Here is a 17,320-nt window from a genome sequence, read left to right as displayed (position 1 = left end):
CCCGGGTTTTCTTTTGCCTAAGGGTGCAAACGAAAACGCCCGCCGCAGATGCGACGGGCGTTTGTTCTGTTTAAGCGAGCCTATTAGACGCCAGCGTCTACAATCGCTTTGGCCAAGAGCGGAACAGTTGTCGCGTTCAGGCCTGCGATGTTCAGGCGGCTGTCCGACACCATGTAGATGCCCGATTCAGCGCGCATGACTTCGACCTTCTCAGGTGTCGTGCCGATCTGAGAGAACATGCCGCGGTGCTTTGCGATAAAGTCGAAACGGTCCGAGTTGGTCAGACGTTTCAGTTCATCAGCCAGTTGCTGGCGCAGGGTCAGCATCGACAGGCGGGTTTCTTCGAGTTCGTCGATCCACATCTGACGCAGAGCGTCATCACCGAGGATCGTTGCAACAACGCGTGCACCGTGATCCGGCGGGAACGAATAGTTCTGACGGTTCAGGAATTGAAGCATGCCTTGCGACAGTTTCGCGGTGGCGGCGTCCTTAGCGATTGCCATCAGGATGCCTGTACGTTCGCGGTAGATACCGAAGTTCTTGGAGCAGGACGAGGCGATCAGGCATTCGCCGACGTTCGCAGCAACGAGACGCGTTGCAAGAGCGTCAGCTTCGAGGCCGTCACCGAAACCTTGGTATGCGAGGTCGATGAACGGGACAGCGCCTTTTTCGTTGATCAAGGCAACAACCTCTTTCCACTGGTCCAGTGTCAGGTTTGCGCCCGTCGGGTTGTGGCAGCAGCCGTGCAGCAGCACGAGGTCGCCCGACTTCACACCAGCCAAGTCGGCCATCATGGCGTCGAAATCAACGTCACGGGTTTCGGTGTTGAAGTAGGTGTAAGCCGTGTGGCGCATGCCGAGGTAGTTCAGGATCGACACGTGGTTCGGCCATGTTGGGTTCGACACCCAAACGGTGGCTTGCGGCGAGGTCTTTTTGATCAGTTCCATCGCCTGACGGATCGCCCCAGTGCCGCCCGGTGTGGTGACAGCGCCAATGCGGGAACGATCGACAGCGCCGTCGAGGACGAGTTTGATCATGCCCTCGATGTAGAGCGGTTCACCCGCCAGAGAGGTGTAGGATTTCGATTCCTGCTCTTCCCAGATTTTCTTTTCTGCGGCCTTCACGGCCTTCATCACCGGAGTGACGCCTTCTGCGTTTTTATACACGCCAACGCCAAGGTCGATCTTGGTGTCGCGCGGATCTTCGCGGAATGCCTGCATCAGCATCAGAATTTTGTCGGCGGGTTGTTCGGTGAGATGCTCCAGCATCATGCGTCTCCGGTTGCGAGAGGAAGGTCGGCGTACATGCCCCATTCGGACCATGAGCCATCGTAAAGAGAATGATCGGTTTTACCTGTGCGTTCGAGAGCGAGGCACAGCACAGCGGCCGTGACGCCCGAACCACACGACGTAATGGCGGGTTTGGTTAGATCGACGCCAGCGGCTTCGAACACGTGGCGCAGTTCAGCGACGGGTTTCATTGTGCCGTCAGCGTTTAATAGCGTGTTGAACGGGACGTTCTTTGCACCGGGGATATGGCCCGAACGAAGTCCAGCGCGCGGCTCGACGGCTTCACCACGGAAGCGCGGCGCGGCGCGGGCATCGATGATTTCGTGATCGCGGAGTTTCGATGCGCGGGCCACTTGGGTCACGTCTTTGATCATGTGGTGCTGAACGTCGACCATCATATGACGATCGCGGATCGTGGCAGGGGCATCAGTCAGAGGGCGGCCCTCTGCTTTCCATTTCGGAAGGCCGCCGTCTAGAACCGCGATGTTGAACTGACCAAACAGGCGGAACATCCACCAAACGCGGGCAGCCGAGAACAATCCGCTGCTGTCGTAGACAACGATCTGGTGGCCGTCGCCAACACCCATCGCGCGGACGCGGCTCATGAATTTCTCTACTGGCGGCACCATATGCGGCAAGTCAGACCGCAGGTCCGCGATTTCGTCGATGTCAAAGAAACGCGCACCCGGAATGTGCTCTTTGTCGAACTCAGCCTTCGGGTCGCGATCTACCGTCGGAAGAAACCACGATGCGTCGAAAATCCGCAGGTCCGCATCCTTGAGGTGTGCGGCCAGCCACTCCGTCGAAACGAGTGTTTTAGGATCGTCTTTGAATGTCTCAGTCATGCCATGCGCCCCTTGCCTGCGCGGGAAAAGGTCCGGCATCCCCTATCGCGGGTAATTTTATGAGGCAAGGGAAAGCGGACGCTTTCCGAAAAAATCGGCGTGAACTGCCCAGAAAGGCGGCGATTATCCGTTATGCCGCAGCAAACGCTGCTTTTGACGGTCCCAATCGCGTTTCGCATCGGTCGCGCGTTTGTCGTGCAACTTTTTACCTTTGGCGATTCCGATCTTCAGTTTCACCAAGCCACGGTCGTTGAAATACATCACCAGCGGAACGATGGTCATGCCTTCGCGCTTGGTCGCATTCCAGAGGCGCGCCAATTCACGGCGCGAGCATAGCAGCTTGCGCTTGCGGCGCTCTTCATGGCCCCACGTTTTGGCTTGTTCATATGGCGCGATATACCCGTTGATCAGCCACAGTTCGCCATCCTCAACCGACGCATAGCTTTCGGCGATGTTCGACTGGCCCACGCGAAGCGATTTCACTTCGGAGCCCATGAGAATGATCCCGACTTCGAGATCTTCTTCGATCGCGTAGTCGTGGCGGGCACGCCGGTTCTCGGCGATGACCTTGTAGTTCTTATTTTCGGGTTTCTTTGCCATGGTGATCTTCAGATATGCCTTTGGGCCATGTGCTGCAAGTCGGATAGGGTGCTGGCATCGCTGCAAAGGTTGGGTAAACTGACTCCAACCAAAATCAGGCGCTCTTTTATGTTTCTTCAGCTTTCCATCGGCACTGTATTGATGCTCGTCTCCATTTTCATGGCAGGCGTGACGTTCCTCGTCTTGGAGGTGTCGATTCAAAGACTGTCGGGCTGGCTGCGCCGAGAGCCGCACAGCCCCAAATTGCTGTTCCTCTTGTCAGCGGCATCATGCGCGATTCTGGCCCAAGTCACGCTGAGCGTTTGGCTTTGGGCGGCGGTGATGTGGGTGCTCGACCTGTTCGAAACCATCGAAATGGCGGTCTATTTCTCGTTGACCTGTTTTACGACGCTTGGTTTCGGGGATGTGTTGCTCCCCCATGATTGGGAACTGTTGGGCGGATTGGCCGCGACGAACGGTCTGCTCAACATCGGGTTTACGACAGCAGTAATGGTGGAAACCATGCGCTACATTCGTAAAAGTCAGATTGAAGCGATGCGTCCGCCAATTGGCTGACGTTATTTTCGACGTGCCCTGAACAGGGTGAAAAGACCGCTTCCGACGACAATTACGCTGCCGACGAGTGTCATCGTGTCAAAAGATTCGCCGAACATGAACGCGCCCATAGCTGCGCCGAAAATGAGACGGCTGTAGCGCCATGGTGTTACGCTGGCCACGTCGCCTCGACGCATGGCGGTCGTGAGGGCGTAGTATGCAAAAACGCCGCCGCTAATCGCGATAGTGAGTAGCAATGCCTGATGTAGGTTCAGTGCAACCAGTCGTGGGTCCGCGGTCCAAATCAAAAGGCCTGCTATTGTCAGCATCAGGTAGCCTGAAATGCCTAATTGAAAGTTGCTGAGCGACGGGGGAGAGGCACGGGTTGTCAAATCGCGCCCAGCAAAACCCAACATACCAAGGACGGCGAGTAGTGTGAGCATGTCAAACTCTGCTCCCCACGGGCGGAGGATCAACATAACCCCGACGAAGCCAATGATCACTGCGATCCAGCGCCGAATGCCAACGGGTTCGCCCAGAAACAGGGCCGCTCCAGCGACGACCACCAATGGCGTGGCTTGGAGAATTGCCGTCGCCGTCAGAAGCGGCGCAAGCATGAACGCCAAGGTATAAGACAGTCGTCCACTGATTTCGAACACGGCCCGCACGCGCATTGTCGGGCTGACATAGGCACGGGTCCAAAGCGGCTGTTTGTTGAGGAAAGCAAGTATCGCGAAAATCAGCATCCCAATGAAGCCCGTCATCGTGACGGCCTGACCTTTGGGGAGTTCGGCAGTGGCGAGTTTTAGAAATGTGTCTTCGACGGCGAAGAACGCCATCGAAGTGATCATGAAAAGGCTGCCGATCAGGGCTTCTCGACCAGCGTTTGCCTTTGCGCTCAATTCAGAAGGCCAGCGTGGACCATTGCAGCGCGAATGCGCTCTTTGGTGCTGTCTTCGAGTTCGGTCAGCGGAGAGCGCACTTCTGGCGAGCACAGGCCCAAGAGCGACATGCCGTATTTCGCACCTGCAACGCCCGGCTCGATAAAGACGGCTTCATGCAGCGGCATCAGTTTGTCTTGGATCTCAAGTGCGGTTTTGTAATCGCCAGCGAGCGTCGCGTTCTGGAAATCAGCGCAGAGCTTCGGCGCGATGTTTGCGGTGACCGAGATGCAACCCAGACCACCGTGCGCGTTAAAGCCAAGCGCAGTCGAGTCTTCGCCCGAAAGTTGGATGAAGTCGTGGCCACAGGTGATACGGCATTTCGGTACGCGGGACAGATCGCCCGTCGCGTCTTTTACGGCGATGATTTCAGGCAATTTCGCCAGTTGGCCCATGGTTGCGGGGGTCATATCGACGACCGAACGACCTGGGATGTTGTAGATCACGATCGGCAGGCCGATTTTGGTGGTTGCTTCAAAGTGAGCAATCAGGCCGCGCTGGGTCGGTTTGTTGTAATACGGGGTTACAACAAGAGCAGCATCAGCACCCGCGTCTTTGGCGGCTTGCACCAAACGGACGGATTCGATCGTGTTATTCGAACCAGCACCCGCGACAACAGGAACGCGACCAGCGGCCTGCTGTACAACAGTTGCAACGACCAGATCGTGTTCTTCGTGGCTGAGCGTCGGGCTTTCGCCTGTGGTGCCAACAGGAACGAGGCCGTGGCTACCCTGCTCAATATGCCAATCGACAAGCTTCTTGAGCGTGTCGAGATCCACTTGGCCGTTTTTGAACGGCGTTACCAATGCTGGCATCGATCCTTTGAGCATGACACGCTTCCTTGTCGTTGAGGGGCTTGAGTCGCCCCGTGTGAAAACGGGCGGAACCTAGACGCCTTTCGGCCGATTGCCAAGTTTGTGAGTTGTGCTTTGTGATACGACAGCTACCCTGTGCTAAAAAGGGCAGGAATCTATGAACCAATTGCGTGCCAGTCTGATTGCGATCGGTCTGTCGGTCCTATCGCCAATAAGCGGTTTGGCTGAAGAAACGCTTTTGTCTAATGCCTTTGCGGCAGGAGAGGACGAAAATTGGGACGCGGCCTACCGTTTGGTGGGCTTGGATCTGCTGGCGCATGACCTGATCACTTGGACTCGTCTACGTGGTGAAGATCAACCGTTTGCTGACTACGTTGCCTTTCAAGCTGACCACGACGGCTGGCCAGGAATGGACCGTGTGCGTGCACGTGGCGAAGCAGCCATCGACGATGACACGGACCCGAACCTGATTCTGAGTTGGATGGAGGGGCATGACCCCGAAACGGGTATGGGCGGGTATCGGCTCGCGCTTGCACAACGGGCTGTCGGCCAGACAGAGGCCGCGCGGGAAACCATTCGTCGGATTTGGCTGCGGTATGGGCTGACCGAGGAAGAGAACGATTTGATCTTGGCCGCCTTTGGTCCTGATCTCGCGGATATTCACGTCCAGCGCGCCGATGCGATGTTGTGGCGATGGAAAACGGACGACGCAGAACGTCTATTCTCGTTCCTGCCTTCCGATCAGCGGGCGCTTATGGAAGCACGAGCTGCGCTAATCCGAAAATCGCCCGACTGGGGGGCAAAGTTACAGGCCGTGCCTGTTGCGCTCTTGAACGATGTTGGTCTGGCCTACGATCGGTTCAATTTCCTGTCTGACCGTGGCGACCGCACTGATGCGATCACCATCCTGCGTGAACGAAGCGCAGATGTTAGCCTATTGAGCCAACCCTATCGTTGGTCCAGCTGGCGCCGTTCTCATGCCCGTTGGGAGATGCGCGAAGGACGATATGAAAGTGCTTATCGGCTGGCTGCGCAGCATCATCTGACGCCATCTGACGGGGAATCCTATGCTGATCTAGAGTGGCTCGCTGGCTACGTCGCACTACGGTTTCTGAACCGCCCAGAGGTCGCGTTGCGTCACTTCCTCGCTCTGCAGGCCGCCGTCGAAAGCCCTATTTCGGATGGTCGCGCGGGGTATTGGCTGGGTCGCACCTATGAAACGCTCGGTGACAGTATGAATGCAGAGGCGGCTTACAGCGAGGCGGCAGAACATCAGACGGCGTTCTATGGTCTGTTAGCTGGCGAGAAGCTCGGCCAATCGCTCGACCCTTCGATTTTGGGCAAAGAAGATTTTCCTGACTTTACTGGGTCGGCTTTGTCTCAGGACGAATCCGTACGCGCTGCCTTTTACCTATTGGATGCGGATGAACGTGGGTCGGCGGTGCTGTTCTTTGCCCAACTTGGACGCACCTTGGACCGAACTTCGTTGGGAACACTGGGTGAAGAGTTGCTTCGCCGAAATGAACCGTTCTTTGCTTTATTGATCGGCAAATCTGCAACGGCACGCGGGATCATCCTGCCTGCGTTATTGTTCCCGATGCATGACCTGCGAAATATGAAGCTGCCAGTCGAGCCTGAACTGGCCTTGTCCATTGCGCGACGTGAGAGCGAGTTTAACCCTGTGGTGGGCAGCGCAGTTGGCGCGCTCGGTCTGATGCAGCTTATGCCTGGCACGGCAGAGGACGTGGCGAATGAGCTGGGCCTGCCCTACAGCCGTGGTCGTTTGACGGCTGACTGGCAGTATAACGCCACACTCGGTTCGCAGTATTTGGCGGGGCTTGAGGAACAATTCGGCCCGACCCCAGTGATGATTGCGGCGGGCTATAACGCTGGTCCGCGTCGCCCTCGTGAATGGATGGAAGAGCGAGGTGATCCGCGACTTGGCGAGGTTGATGTTATCGACTGGATCGAAATGATCCCCTTCCGCGAAACGCGCAACTATGTGCAGCGCGTCACGGAATCCTTACCGATTTATCGTGCGCGTTTGTCAGGTCAAACGGGGCCGATCCGTTTCACTGAACTGCTGGTCGGAGAAAAACCCTTGCTGCGTCCTGTCGCGCGGCCGTGGACGGGGGATGAACCTTCGGCCCCCATTGAGCAAGCGTCGGACTTGGCACCAATAACGGCTCCGCGGCCTATGACGCGACCTTAGGTCGGCGCGCCTTCATCCGTTCCCGAAGCAAGGTAAAGACACCTGCGCAAACGACGATCGACGCGCCAATGGTCACATTGGTGCGTAGAAGATCGCCGAAAACAAAGATGCCAATCGCTGAGGCAAAGGGGAGCTGGAGGTAAGCGAAGGGCTGGATCGCGCTGGCTTCGGCCACTTCGTATGCACGGATCAACAGGTAGTGCCCCAAGAGGCCCACCACGCAGAGCGTTGCCATCCATCCACTGTCGGCCACTGTCATCGGTTCTAAATGCCAAATGCCAACGGCAGTCATCGCGATGCACCCCGTGACGCCCATCCAGACGAAAGACGTGATCGACGCATCCTTGCGCGACACGTAGCGGGTCATCAGGCCATACATCGCAAACATGAGCGATGCCGTGACAGCCCAGAACGAGTTGAGCGAAAACACCCCGCCAGACGGGTTGAGGATGATTAAAACGCCGAGAAACCCGATCCCGATTGCGGACCAGCGGCGCCAACCGACCTTCTCGCCCAAAATCGGTCCAGATAGCGCGGCGATCAAAAGCGGGTAGCTGGCGAAAATGGCGTGACTTTCAACCAGACCTAGCCGAACGAAGGCGACCAGCATGATGCAAATTTCTGCGACAATCAGGATGCTGCGAAAGGCTTGGGCAAGGGGTTGGGACGTGCGCAGTGCGCCCAAAAGTGAGCCCGTTTGGCGATACCCTATGGTTAATGCGAAGGCGGCAAAGAACCAAAACCTGATCATAACGATCATTCGGACGTCGTAGCTTTGTGCCAGATGACGCGAGACACCGTCTTGGGCTGCAAAAATCAGCGTCACCAAGACCATGAGCCAGATGCCCTTTTTGTTGTTTTGTTCGATCAAGGTTTTATCGCCCGTGTCATGTGCCGTTTGCGGCCATAGCCAGCGGTTCGGGTCACTACAAAACCTGCATCCTCGAGCGCTCGTCTGACGTGACCTGCAGCGGTGTAGGTTGCCACAGTACCGTTCTGCGCAGTGTGACGGCCTACCTCAGCCATCAGGTCCGCGCCCCACATTTCTGGGTTTTTCGCAGGGCTAAATCCGTCGAGAAACCATGCGTCTGCCATTAGGTCGGATTGGGGCAGGGTCTGGCGGACATCTCCAACGACAATATTGAGCGTGACGGGGCCGAATCTGGTGTCCCCTTTGTTCAGCCCATCGATCATTTTCGCGGCCCAAGGGGCGACCTCTGGAAAAGCGGTGAGAGCGTTTTGCATGTCCATGATTGCCATCGGAAAGGCTTCAAATGTGGTGAAGGTTAGCGTGCTAGGTGAGCCAGCTTCTTCCCATACTTTCCAAGCGGTAAGAAAATTCAGGCCAGTGCCGAAACCCAATTCACCGATCTGAAAATCGCCATCAAAGCGCTGGGGCAGATCATTGCCGTCAATGAAAACGTGACGCGTTTCTGCAAGTCCGTTGTCGAGCGAAAAATAGGGATCGTCAAACTTGCGCGAGATCGGGATCGTTCCGTCGCGCCATTCAAGCTCTGCTTGCGGCTGGTTGTTCATGGTGCTCTGCCTTAGGGTTGCGGCGAAGATGAACGTGAGGCGAAAAAATGGCAACGGTTGATGTAACGATCTATGGCGCAGGTGCGTTTGGGCTTGCTGTTGGTTACGCCTGTGCCTCGCGGGGCGCAAAGGTCCGCGTAATCGATCCGAACGGGGTTGCGTCGGGTTCGTCCGGTGGCCTTGTCGGAGCATTAGCTCCGCACGTGCCGGAGAATTGGAACACAAAAAAGGCGTTCCAATTCGATAGTTTGATGATTGCAGAAACGTTCTGGGCCGACGTTGAACGGGTTTCTGGTGAAAGCTGCGGATATTTGCGGTCGGGGCGGGTTCAACCCTTGGCGGATGATCGGGCCGTTGCTTTGGCGCAAGCCCGAGCCGTTTCCGCCGCCCATCTGTGGCAAGGAAAGGCAGAATGGTCGGTCTTACCTGCTGACCAGTTTGGGGCTTGGGCGCCGAAATCCGACACGGGACTGGTGGTGTTCGATACATTGACCGCGCGCATCCATCCACGGCGAGCGACCCGTGCTTTGGCGGCTGGGATCATTGCGATGGGTGGTGAGGTCGTTTCTGAGGCGAAACCCGAAGGGCAAGTCGTCTATGCAACGGGCTGGCGCGGCATGGTGGAATTGTCGGAACAGATGGGTAAATCAGTTGGCGGCGGCGTGAAGGGGCAGGCGGCCTTGCTACGCTATGATGCTGCTGACCTACCGCAGCTCTTTGCCGATAGTTTGCACATTGTGCCGCATGCTGATGGGACCGTTGCGATTGGCTCGACGAGTGAACGTGATTTCGAAAGCCCTGACGCAGTGGATCACCAGATCGAAGACGTCATCGCGCGAGCGATTGATGCCTTCCCAGTTCTTGACGGGGCTCAGGTGATCGAACGTTGGGCTGGGGTTCGACCTCGGGCAAAGAGCCGTGCGCCTATGTTGGGTCTGCATCCCGTTGTTGATGGTGCCTTTGTCGCGAATGGTGGGTTTAAAATCGGCTTTGGGATGGCACCGAAAGTCGGCGCGGTTATGGCCGATCTGATTTTGGAGGGTATCGATCATATCCCCGATGGGTTTAGGCCCGAGGATAGCCTCTAGCTATTGACGGCGTGGCGACCGCCGCAACACAGTTTGCCGACCTTGATTGAATTGAGCTGTGCGCCATCTTACCTGCACCGATGAGGCGATCACCATTTAGGACCTGCTATGCGTTTGAACGACTGCCACAACTTTCACGATTTTCAGACCTTGGCGCGCAAACGTCTTCCGAGCCCGATTTATAACTACATTGCGGGCGGCGCAGATGATGAAGTGACGCTTCGGGCCAATACTACCAGTTTTGAGCGTTGTGATTTGATCCCGAACGTATTGCGCGGGGTTGAGGATGTGGACCTGTCCACCACGGTTATGGGGCAAAAGATCGACCTTCCGGTCTACCTGTCGCCGACCGCGCTCCAGCGCCTATTCCACCATCAAGGGGAGCGGGCGACAGCCGCTGCCGCTGAGAAATTCGGCACTATGTTCGGTGTCTCGTCGCTTGGCACTGTGTCGATGGAAGAACTCGCGAAGAAGCATTCAAACCCGCAGGTGTATCAATTCTATTTCCACAAAGATCGCGGCCTGAACCGTGCGATGATGCAAAAGGCGAAAGAGAGCGGGATCAAGGTCATGATGCTGACAGTCGACAGCATCACAGGCGGCAATCGTGAACGTGACCTGCGGACCGGATTTTCGATCCCCTTCCGTTTGACCATGGCGGGCGCATTGCAATTCGCGATCAAGCCGATGTGGGGTTTCAACTATGTCACCCACGAAAAATTCAGCCTTCCGCAGCTCGACGCACATATCGATATGAAGGGCGATAGCCTGACCATCGGCCGTTATTTCACCGAGATGCTTGACCCGTCAATGACATGGGATGACGTTGAGAAAATGGTCGCTGAATGGGGTGGTGAGTTCTGCCTCAAGGGAGTCATGAGCGTGGAGGATGCAAAGCGGGCCGCCGACATTGGCTGTTCGGGGATCGTGTTATCAAACCACGGCGGTCGTCAGTTGGATGGATCCACTACGGCCTTTGATCAGTTGGACGAAATCGTACAGGCGGTAGGGGATCGGATCGATGTGATGATCGACGGCGGTATTCAGCGCGGAACCCATGTTCTGAAAGCGCTCGCGATTGGGGCGAAGGCCGTTGGCTTGGGTCGTTACTACCTCTTCCCGCTGGCGGCTGCGGGACAAGCAGGCATCGAACGCGCGATTGGAAAGCTCAAAGAAGAGCTCGTGCGCGATATGCGGTTGATGGGCTGCACATCGGTCGACCAACTCACCCGTGATATGGTGAAGTTCAAGTAACAACGCTTAGGAAAACGTGCACCGTCTATGAAACGGTGCACGTGCCATTGATCAATATTCGACGCCAATCTGTGCTTTGATGCCAGCGCGGAACGGGTGTTTGATCAGCTCCATTTCTGTCACCAGATCTGCGATTTCGATCAGGTCTTCATGGGCGTTGCGACCTGTCAAAACCACATGCGTCATATGTGGTTTTTCATTGGCCAGAAATTCGACAACATCCTTGATATCGACGTAGTCGTAGCGGATCGCGATGTTGATTTCGTCCAAAAGAACCATGCTGTTCGACGGATCGCGGATCAGTTCCTTGGCCTTCTCCCATGCGGCTTGGGCCATTTCAGTGTCGCGGGTTTTGTCTTGGGTTTCCCAAGTAAAGCCTTCGCCCATCGTGTGGAATTCACAAAGGTCGGTGAAGCGAGCGAGGATCATATTGCGTTCGCCCGTGCTCATCCCGCCTTTGATGAACTGAACGACGGCGGATTTCATACCGTGCGCGATGTGCCGAAAAATCATGCCAAAGGCTGCGGTTGATTTACCTTTGCCCTTGCCCGTGTGGACAATGATCAGACCTTTCTGGTCGGTCTTTGTTGCCATGATTTTATCACGGGCGGCTTTCTTCTTGGCCATCTTTTGGGCGTGGCGTTCTGTATCTTCGGTCATCTGGTCCTCCGTTCGCTTTCAGAGTCTGGCCAAGTGGTCGGGCGAGCGCAAGGCTCCAAATTGCAAAGGGCGCCACTGAGGGCGCCCTTTACCATTTTGAAGGGAGGGGAAGGAAACTTATTCAGCTGGAACAGCGGCCAATTTGGTTTTGCCAAAGTGGCGACGGTTGAGGTGAAGAACTAGAGCAACCATGGCGAACTGGAAGGCCAGAGCGATGGCGATGATCATCCAGTAGGTCACGCTGAACTTTGCGACGAGACCAGCGGCAACCAGACCTTTGTGGAGCCAGAATTGTGTCATCACAGAGAGTGCGACACCCGGGCAAACAAGAGCGTAGGACCCTGCAGAGTTTTTTTCACCAGTCAGGAAGGTCGACGCGTAGCCCTGACGACCCAGTACAGTCAGGCCGAGCAGCAGGAACAACACTTGAACAGTGAGGAACTTGGTCAAGGTCATCAGTGTTTCGGCCGCATTGGTGTGCACGTCGAAGGTGGTGTGCAGGCCGTGATCTTGGCGCAGAACCATGATCCCAAGGACGGTCATCAGAGGGATGATGATCATCAGGGTCGGGCCAGCTTCTTTGTGGGTGCCGTAGTGCAGCATGGAGTTGAACGCGGTCACGGCTGCGACGATTGCGTAGATTGTCGCGATCAGGCCAAAGAAAGTGGACACGACGAGCGCGGTTCCGACGGTCAGCGGTGTGGTCGACATCGCAGCGGGTGCGGAGAGGCCGACAGCGACCATCGCCAGAGCAAAGGCGGGGAGAAGCTGTGCGAAGGAGTTATGCGCCGTGACGTCGAACAACCCGCCTTCGGACAGTACGCGGCCCAAGAAGTGACCGATCATGCGCAGAGCGAGGACGCCCGTCAGGAAGAACGCGACGAGAGCGGCGGGGAAAAGATACTCAACGATGCTCCACAATTGCGGAACGAAAACCAAGCCGACAATGAACATCGCGTTGATCGACATAGCCACCGCGAGTGGCATAGCGAGCAGTTGGGTTTCGCCGTTCGAGTGGCGGAGTTTTTGATAGGCTTCGGTTTTCTTGAATTCGGACAGTTTGCCGAAGTTCCAGATCAAGTAGCGCAGGTTTTGAATGACAAAGAAGGCAATCCCAGCCATCGCCGCGACGATCGCGAACTGTTGGAAGGGATTTCCTTTGGCCCATGCGTTCATGATGTCCTCAAAAACGGGAACGGGTGCGTTGGGGTGCGGCACCCAGAACATCAGATACATGAAGAAAGTGACAGCCAATCCGCCAGCACCAACAGAGGCGAGAAAATAAAGTGGCGACCAATTGTCTGCCGGACGTTTCATAAGTTGGGACATCGTGCCCTCCATATATATCAAGAATCTTTTATGTGATTTGATACAGGGGGTACGTATTGCATGTCAATATTGAGATATATTGATTTATGTGTAGTTTGGACGGCGGCAGTGTTGAATGGTGCACAGTCATGTGACCAGAAATACACAGACCACTAGCCGATCACGCGACGGTGATTTTTGATCTACAAGTTCTTTCGCACCTGCGGCATAGCGCGACCATAGTTCTGCTTAGGGGCAAGTATGCAGTATTTTTCTTTAGCCGTTTTGGTTCTTTATATCGGCGTTGCAGCACTTTCGACGATCTAACCCCTACGCTCTTAGCTCTGCGATGCGTGCCCTTGCAGAGTTAGAGCGCGGTTGCCACAGTCCACGATCAATCGCTTCCTGAAGCCGATCTGCGATTTCGCGCAGGGCCGCAGGGTTTACGTCTTCGATAAACTCGCGGGTGTCGTTGTCCTCTAGAAATGCGGCTTCGACCAGATCGAAATGATGGTTGCGCACCGCACCAGTCGTTGCGGCAAAGGCGAACATGTAGTCGACAGTGGCCGCGATCTCGAACGCGCCTTTGTAGCCGTGGCGTTTGACGCCTTCGATCCACTTCGGGTTCACGACGCGGCTGCGGACCACGCGACCGATTTCGTCCTCGAGCGTGCGGATGACCGGCCGTTCGGGACGTGAGTGGTCGTTGTGATAAATCGGTCGGTCTTGACCCTGGAGCGTGCTAATCGCCGCCGCCGCACCGCCTTCGAATTGGTAGTAATCGTCAGAGTCGAGCAGGTCGTGTTCTCTGTTGTCTTGGTTCTGCACGATTGCTTCCGTCTGCGAGAGGCGTTGACGGAACCCTGAATGGTCGGCGGTTCCTTCGTCCTTTGCGCCGTAGGTGTAGCCGCCCCATTCGATGTAAGCGTTCCCAAGGTCAGCTTTGTCGTTCCAGACACGTTCGTCGATTAGAGCCTGCAGACCCGCGCCATAGGCCCCCGGTTTGGAGCCATAGACGCGCGATTGACCTTCGCCACGGCGTGCGCGGGCTGCGGCGGGGTTTTGGTCGTCGCTTTCGTCCAAGGCCTGAACGGCGCGCGCGGCGCTATCCACCAATGCGATCAACTGCGGGAACGCATCGCGGAAGAAGCCCGAAATGCGGAGGGTGACATCCACACGGGGACGGCCAAGAACGCCCTCAGGCAGGACTTCGAACCCAGTCACGCGGCGGTTCGCGCTGTCCCATGTGGGTTTGACGCCCATGAGCGCCAGCGCTTGGGCGATATCGTCACCACCAGTCCGCATATTCGCCGTACCCCATGCGGTCACAAGCATCGTACGCGGCCAGTCGCCGTGATCCTGTAGGTGCTTTTCGATGAGCAGGTTCGCGGACTTCCAGCCGAGCTTCCATGCGGTCGGTGTCGGGACAGCGCGGCTATCGACGGAGTAAAAGTTCTTACCCGTTGGCAGAACGTCCAACCGTCCGCGGGTCGGGGCGCCAGAAGGTCCAGGGGCGACCGCGCGACCGTCGAGCGCAGCAAGCAAAGCCGAGCCTTCGTCGGGACCGCAGGCGTTGATGATCGGACGAATGGTGTTCAGGATTTCAGCTACGACTGCTGAGGAGGCAGGGCCGATGGGGTCAATCTGTTCTGGGCCCTCATCACCCCAGCCACCATCGCGAAGGAGCTTTTGGCTTAGTTCTTCGAGGCGTTCGACGGTATCGCCTGTCGTCCTCCATGTTCCGCCCGTATTCAAAACTTCAGGACGCGAGCCGTCCCAAGCGGTGCCTAGGTCAGCGCTGAGCGGATCAAAGCCGAGCGCGAGGTCATCTGCCAGTGCCCGTAGAAGGGACGCATTTGGCCCCGCCCCATCACCACGCGGGACGCGGGCCAGAGCAATAGCGAGGTCGAGCGCCTGCTGCCCCGTCGGGGATTGCCCGAAAATATGGAGCCCATCGCGTATTTGCGCTTCCTTCAGCTCGCAAAGATATGCGTCGAGTTTAGCTAGGTCGGTATCCTGATCGCCTGTCATGCCGACATCAGTCGAAAGGCCCGTCACGTCTGAGAGCGACAGAATTTCACGACGCAGAGTGTCGATCCGACGGGGATCTACACCTGCCGCTTCGTAGTATTCATCCACCAGTGCTTCGAGGTCGCGAAGCGGACCGTAACTCTCGGCACGGGTGAGGGGCGGCGTCAGGTGGTCGATAATTACCGCGCTTGTCCGCCGCTTGGCCTGTGTCCCTTCACCGGGATCGTTCACGATGAACGGGTAAACGTGGGGCGTCGCGCCGAAAATCGCTTCTGGGAGGCAGGATTCGGACAGGGCCAGTGATTTCCCTGGAAGCCACTCTAGGTTTCCGTGCTTGCCCATGTGCACGATCGCATGTGCGCCCATGTGGTGTCTGAGCCAGAAATAGAAGGCGAGATAGTTGTGCGGCGGCACGAGGTCGGGAGAATGGTAAGTCTCTGTCGGATCGATGTTATAGCCTCGTGCAGGCTGGATGCCGACGACGACGTTGCCGTAGCTATGGATCGACAAGGCAAAGCCAGCGTCGGTGACAAAGGGATCACTTTCGGGCGTGCCCCAGCGGTCGGTGATGCGTTGTTTCACGTCCCAAGGCAGCGCGTTGAAGTGCGAAAGGTAATCGGACAACGGAAGCACTTCGCCGCCTGCCTTTTCAGCGCGATCAGTGAGCCAGTTGGTCGGACCCGCCGTGATGCGATCCATGAGCGCGCGACTGTCCGGCGTTTCCGTTTGGTATCCAGCGGCTGCAAGGAGTGCGAGCGTATGAGCTGTGCCCGCGGGTGTATCGAGGCCAACACCGTTCGCAAGACGACCGTCTTTGTTCGGGTAGTTTGCGAGGACGATGCCGATCTTGCGGTCTTTGGGCGCGGTGCGGCGAAGGGTGGCCCAGTTGCTAGCCAGTTGAGTGACGAAATCGATCCTGTCACCGCGTGCTTGATAGGCCGCAACGGGACATTGCGTGGCTTCGTCGAAATAAGCTTGGCCCTTAAAGCTAATCGCACGTGATAGAATGCGGCCATCAACCTCTGGCAAGGCGACGTTCATGGCGATGTCTCGTGCCGAAAGGCCAGTCAGGCCGTCAGCCCAGGCTTCTTCGGAACCACCGGACAGAACGACCTGCAACACGGGGGCGTCGTTCGAAAATGGCGCGGCGAGAGGATTAGGCGCAGATTCATCAGCATGAGGGCTTCCGACTGCAAAAGAGGTGCAGTTCAGGATGACGTCTGGCGGGCAACTGGTGAACAATTGTTCGAGGGTCGCGACAGAAACGGGGTCTTTGAGCGAGGCCACGAAAATAGGCATCGGGTTGAGGCCCGCGCGCATCAGCGACTTTGTCAGTCGATTGATCGGGTTGAGGCCTGCGCCTTGAACCAATGCACGGTAAAACACGATCGGCACGACTGGCGCATCAAGAGTCCATGATGCTTTCAGATCGGTAAGATTCGAAATACCAAGGCCAGGCCAGTAAATACCCGCACGCAAGAGCGGGGAGGCCGCCGCAGGTTTTTCGCCGCCATTGATGAGAGATTTTGCATAGGCGAGGAAGTTAACCGCGTTCTGCGGGCCGCCTTCGACAAGGTAGCTCCACAATGCGTCGTAATCTGCGCCGCGAACGGTCGAAATATCCCGCAGTTCTGCGTCTGGTTTGTCGTCACCGGGCAGAGCGGCGAACGGAATGCCAGCCTCGTGCAAACGAGCCGCATACTGTTCCAACCCGTATTTCCAGTAACCCGCGCCACCCAACACCCGCGCGATCACGATTCGGGATTTCGTCGCGCAATCATCCAAATGCAGGTCTACTGACATTGGGTGCATCAGGTTCATCATCGATGCGAGCCGCAGCGATGGTGCATCGGTCATTTCCGCCCGCGCCTCTGACAAAGCAGCCAATTCGGTGTCAGCGGCAGAGATGACCACTACATCAGCAGGGGTTTGGCCTAGATCGACAGGCTCTTTGTCATCGATATTTCCGGGGGTCGCTGCCAAGAGGTGCATTGTCTAAAGCCTTGGTTTCGGGCATCAGCGCGGCAAAGGAGCCGCATCATGGATTACAGTAAATCGGGTGGCGCTAAGGGACCGAAGGGTCAACCGCGTCACAAAGAACATAACGCCAAGGGAACAGATAAGAACCCGTTTGGCGGAAAGAACGACAAAGCCGCACTTTTGGAACGGATGAAAAAAGCCGCTGCCGAAAAGAAGGCCAAGTAGGG

Annotated in this window: 15 protein-coding genes; 5 read left to right on the top strand and 10 right to left on the bottom strand. The window is 56.7% G+C overall.

The window, feature by feature from the left end; all coding sequences use genetic code 11:
- Positions 1-83 precede the first annotated feature (83 nt).
- The 3 genes from AC1QQ2_RS10900 to smpB all read right to left on the bottom strand — a co-directional run bounded on the left by AC1QQ2_RS10900 (position 84) and on the right by smpB (position 2,734).
- Positions 84-1,268, bottom strand: a complete 1,185-nt coding sequence (locus tag AC1QQ2_RS10900) for an amino acid aminotransferase (protein ID WP_479713162.1) — start codon at positions 1,266-1,268, stop codon at positions 84-86.
- The gene (sseA, locus tag AC1QQ2_RS10895; protein ID WP_479713161.1) at positions 1,268-2,134 is read right to left on the bottom strand and encodes a 3-mercaptopyruvate sulfurtransferase; all 867 of its coding nucleotides are present in this window, start codon (positions 2,132-2,134) and stop codon (positions 1,268-1,270) included. The genes AC1QQ2_RS10900 and sseA overlap by 1 nt, the downstream gene beginning before the upstream one ends.
- A 123-nt stretch (positions 2,135-2,257) precedes the next feature.
- Positions 2,258-2,734, bottom strand: coding sequence for an SsrA-binding protein SmpB (gene smpB, locus AC1QQ2_RS10890; protein WP_479713160.1), 477 nt, complete (start codon positions 2,732-2,734; stop codon positions 2,258-2,260).
- Between the two features lie 108 nt (positions 2,735-2,842).
- On the opposite strand from smpB, the gene AC1QQ2_RS10885 reads away from it, so the two are divergent.
- Entirely contained in the window at positions 2,843-3,289 is a 447-nt protein-coding gene (locus AC1QQ2_RS10885; protein WP_105234028.1) for an ion channel, read from the top strand.
- Between the two features lie 2 nt (positions 3,290-3,291).
- On the opposite strand, the gene AC1QQ2_RS10880 is transcribed toward AC1QQ2_RS10885, so the two are convergent.
- Both AC1QQ2_RS10880 and dapA read right to left on the bottom strand, forming a co-directional pair.
- Positions 3,292-4,170: a DMT family transporter gene (locus tag AC1QQ2_RS10880; RefSeq protein WP_479713159.1), complete on the bottom strand. Its 879-nt coding sequence runs from the start codon at positions 4,168-4,170 to the stop codon at positions 3,292-3,294.
- Positions 4,167-5,039: a 4-hydroxy-tetrahydrodipicolinate synthase gene (gene dapA, locus AC1QQ2_RS10875; RefSeq protein ID WP_479713158.1), complete on the bottom strand. Its 873-nt coding sequence runs from the start codon at positions 5,037-5,039 to the stop codon at positions 4,167-4,169. The genes AC1QQ2_RS10880 and dapA overlap by 4 nt, the downstream gene beginning before the upstream one ends.
- A 142-nt stretch (positions 5,040-5,181) precedes the next feature.
- Here dapA and AC1QQ2_RS10870 point away from each other — a divergent pair, with 142 nt between their 5' ends.
- Positions 5,182-7,236, top strand: a complete 2,055-nt coding sequence (locus AC1QQ2_RS10870) for a lytic transglycosylase domain-containing protein (RefSeq protein WP_479713157.1) — start codon at positions 5,182-5,184, stop codon at positions 7,234-7,236.
- On the opposite strand, the gene AC1QQ2_RS10865 is transcribed toward AC1QQ2_RS10870, so the two are convergent.
- Together AC1QQ2_RS10865 and mnmC2 are read right to left on the bottom strand one after the other, a co-directional pair.
- Positions 7,220-8,107, bottom strand: a complete 888-nt coding sequence (locus AC1QQ2_RS10865) for a DMT family transporter (RefSeq protein ID WP_479713156.1) — start codon at positions 8,105-8,107, stop codon at positions 7,220-7,222. The genes AC1QQ2_RS10870 and AC1QQ2_RS10865 overlap by 17 nt on opposite strands.
- Complete coding sequence (gene mnmC2 / locus AC1QQ2_RS10860) at positions 8,104-8,772, bottom strand: tRNA (5-methylaminomethyl-2-thiouridine)(34)-methyltransferase MnmC2 (RefSeq protein ID WP_479713155.1); 669 nt, start codon at positions 8,770-8,772, stop codon at positions 8,104-8,106. Before mnmC2 ends, AC1QQ2_RS10865 begins: the two co-directional genes overlap by 4 nt.
- Before the next feature lie 47 nt (positions 8,773-8,819).
- On the opposite strand from mnmC2, the gene AC1QQ2_RS10855 reads away from it, so the two are divergent.
- A complete protein-coding gene (locus tag AC1QQ2_RS10855; RefSeq protein ID WP_479713154.1) occupies positions 8,820-9,860 on the top strand; it encodes an NAD(P)/FAD-dependent oxidoreductase in 1,041 nt (346 codons plus the stop codon).
- Positions 9,861-9,968: 108 nt separating this feature from the next.
- Positions 9,969-11,114: an alpha-hydroxy acid oxidase gene (locus AC1QQ2_RS10850; protein WP_105234033.1), complete on the top strand. Its 1,146-nt coding sequence runs from the start codon at positions 9,969-9,971 to the stop codon at positions 11,112-11,114.
- Positions 11,115-11,165: 51 nt separating this feature from the next.
- Here the strand turns inward: AC1QQ2_RS10850 and cobO are convergent, their stop codons facing one another.
- The 3 genes from cobO to cobN form a co-directional block, all read right to left on the bottom strand.
- On the bottom strand, positions 11,166-11,774 hold the full coding sequence (gene cobO / locus AC1QQ2_RS10845) for a cob(I)yrinic acid a,c-diamide adenosyltransferase (protein ID WP_479713153.1): 609 nt from the start codon (positions 11,772-11,774) through the stop codon (positions 11,166-11,168).
- A 117-nt stretch (positions 11,775-11,891) separates the two neighbouring features.
- The gene (locus AC1QQ2_RS10840) at positions 11,892-13,103 is read right to left on the bottom strand and encodes a TsoY family (seleno)protein (protein WP_479713152.1); all 1,212 of its coding nucleotides are present in this window, start codon (positions 13,101-13,103) and stop codon (positions 11,892-11,894) included.
- Positions 13,104-13,412: 309 nt separating this feature from the next.
- Positions 13,413-17,105 (bottom strand): cobaltochelatase subunit CobN, encoded by a 3,693-nt coding sequence (cobN, locus tag AC1QQ2_RS10835; RefSeq protein WP_479713151.1) that lies wholly within the window; start codon positions 17,103-17,105, stop codon positions 13,413-13,415.
- Between the two features lie 48 nt (positions 17,106-17,153).
- Here cobN and AC1QQ2_RS10830 point away from each other — a divergent pair, with 48 nt between their 5' ends.
- Complete coding sequence (locus AC1QQ2_RS10830) at positions 17,154-17,318, top strand: hypothetical protein (protein WP_479713150.1); 165 nt, start codon at positions 17,154-17,156, stop codon at positions 17,316-17,318.
- The last annotated feature ends 2 nt before the right edge of the window (positions 17,319-17,320 follow it).

The sequence above is a fragment of the Aestuarium sp. genome (assembly GCF_023253315.1).
Taxonomy (GTDB): Bacteria; Pseudomonadota; Alphaproteobacteria; order Rhodobacterales; family Rhodobacteraceae; genus Marivivens; species Marivivens donghaensis.
The sequence above is the reverse complement of the archived record's forward strand: the minus strand, read 5'-3'. Positions and strand labels throughout refer to the sequence as shown.

What these genes read in the sequence shown, in the direction of transcription:
- AC1QQ2_RS10900 (WP_479713162.1), bottom strand. Translation starts at nt 1,268, where the DNA reads ATGCTGGAGCATCTCACCGAACAACCCGCCGACAAAATTCTGATGCTG.
- sseA (WP_479713161.1), bottom strand. Translation starts at nt 2,134, where the DNA reads ATGACTGAGACATTCAAAGACGATCCTAAAACACTCGTTTCGACGGAG.
- smpB (WP_479713160.1), bottom strand. Translation starts at nt 2,734, where the DNA reads ATGGCAAAGAAACCCGAAAATAAGAACTACAAGGTCATCGCCGAGAAC.
- AC1QQ2_RS10885 (WP_105234028.1), top strand. Translation starts at nt 2,843, where the DNA reads ATGTTTCTTCAGCTTTCCATCGGCACTGTATTGATGCTCGTCTCCATT.
- dapA (WP_479713158.1), bottom strand. Translation starts at nt 5,039, where the DNA reads ATGCTCAAAGGATCGATGCCAGCATTGGTAACGCCGTTCAAAAACGGC.
- AC1QQ2_RS10870 (WP_479713157.1), top strand. Translation starts at nt 5,182, where the DNA reads ATGAACCAATTGCGTGCCAGTCTGATTGCGATCGGTCTGTCGGTCCTA.
- mnmC2 (WP_479713155.1), bottom strand. Translation starts at nt 8,772, where the DNA reads ATGAACAACCAGCCGCAAGCAGAGCTTGAATGGCGCGACGGAACGATC.
- AC1QQ2_RS10855 (WP_479713154.1), top strand. Translation starts at nt 8,820, where the DNA reads ATGGCAACGGTTGATGTAACGATCTATGGCGCAGGTGCGTTTGGGCTT.
- AC1QQ2_RS10850 (WP_105234033.1), top strand. Translation starts at nt 9,969, where the DNA reads ATGCGTTTGAACGACTGCCACAACTTTCACGATTTTCAGACCTTGGCG.
- cobO (WP_479713153.1), bottom strand. Translation starts at nt 11,774, where the DNA reads ATGACCGAAGATACAGAACGCCACGCCCAAAAGATGGCCAAGAAGAAA.
- AC1QQ2_RS10840 (WP_479713152.1), bottom strand. Translation starts at nt 13,103, where the DNA reads ATGTCCCAACTTATGAAACGTCCGGCAGACAATTGGTCGCCACTTTAT.
- cobN (WP_479713151.1), bottom strand. Translation starts at nt 17,105, where the DNA reads ATGCACCTCTTGGCAGCGACCCCCGGAAATATCGATGACAAAGAGCCT.
- AC1QQ2_RS10830 (WP_479713150.1), top strand. Translation starts at nt 17,154, where the DNA reads ATGGATTACAGTAAATCGGGTGGCGCTAAGGGACCGAAGGGTCAACCG.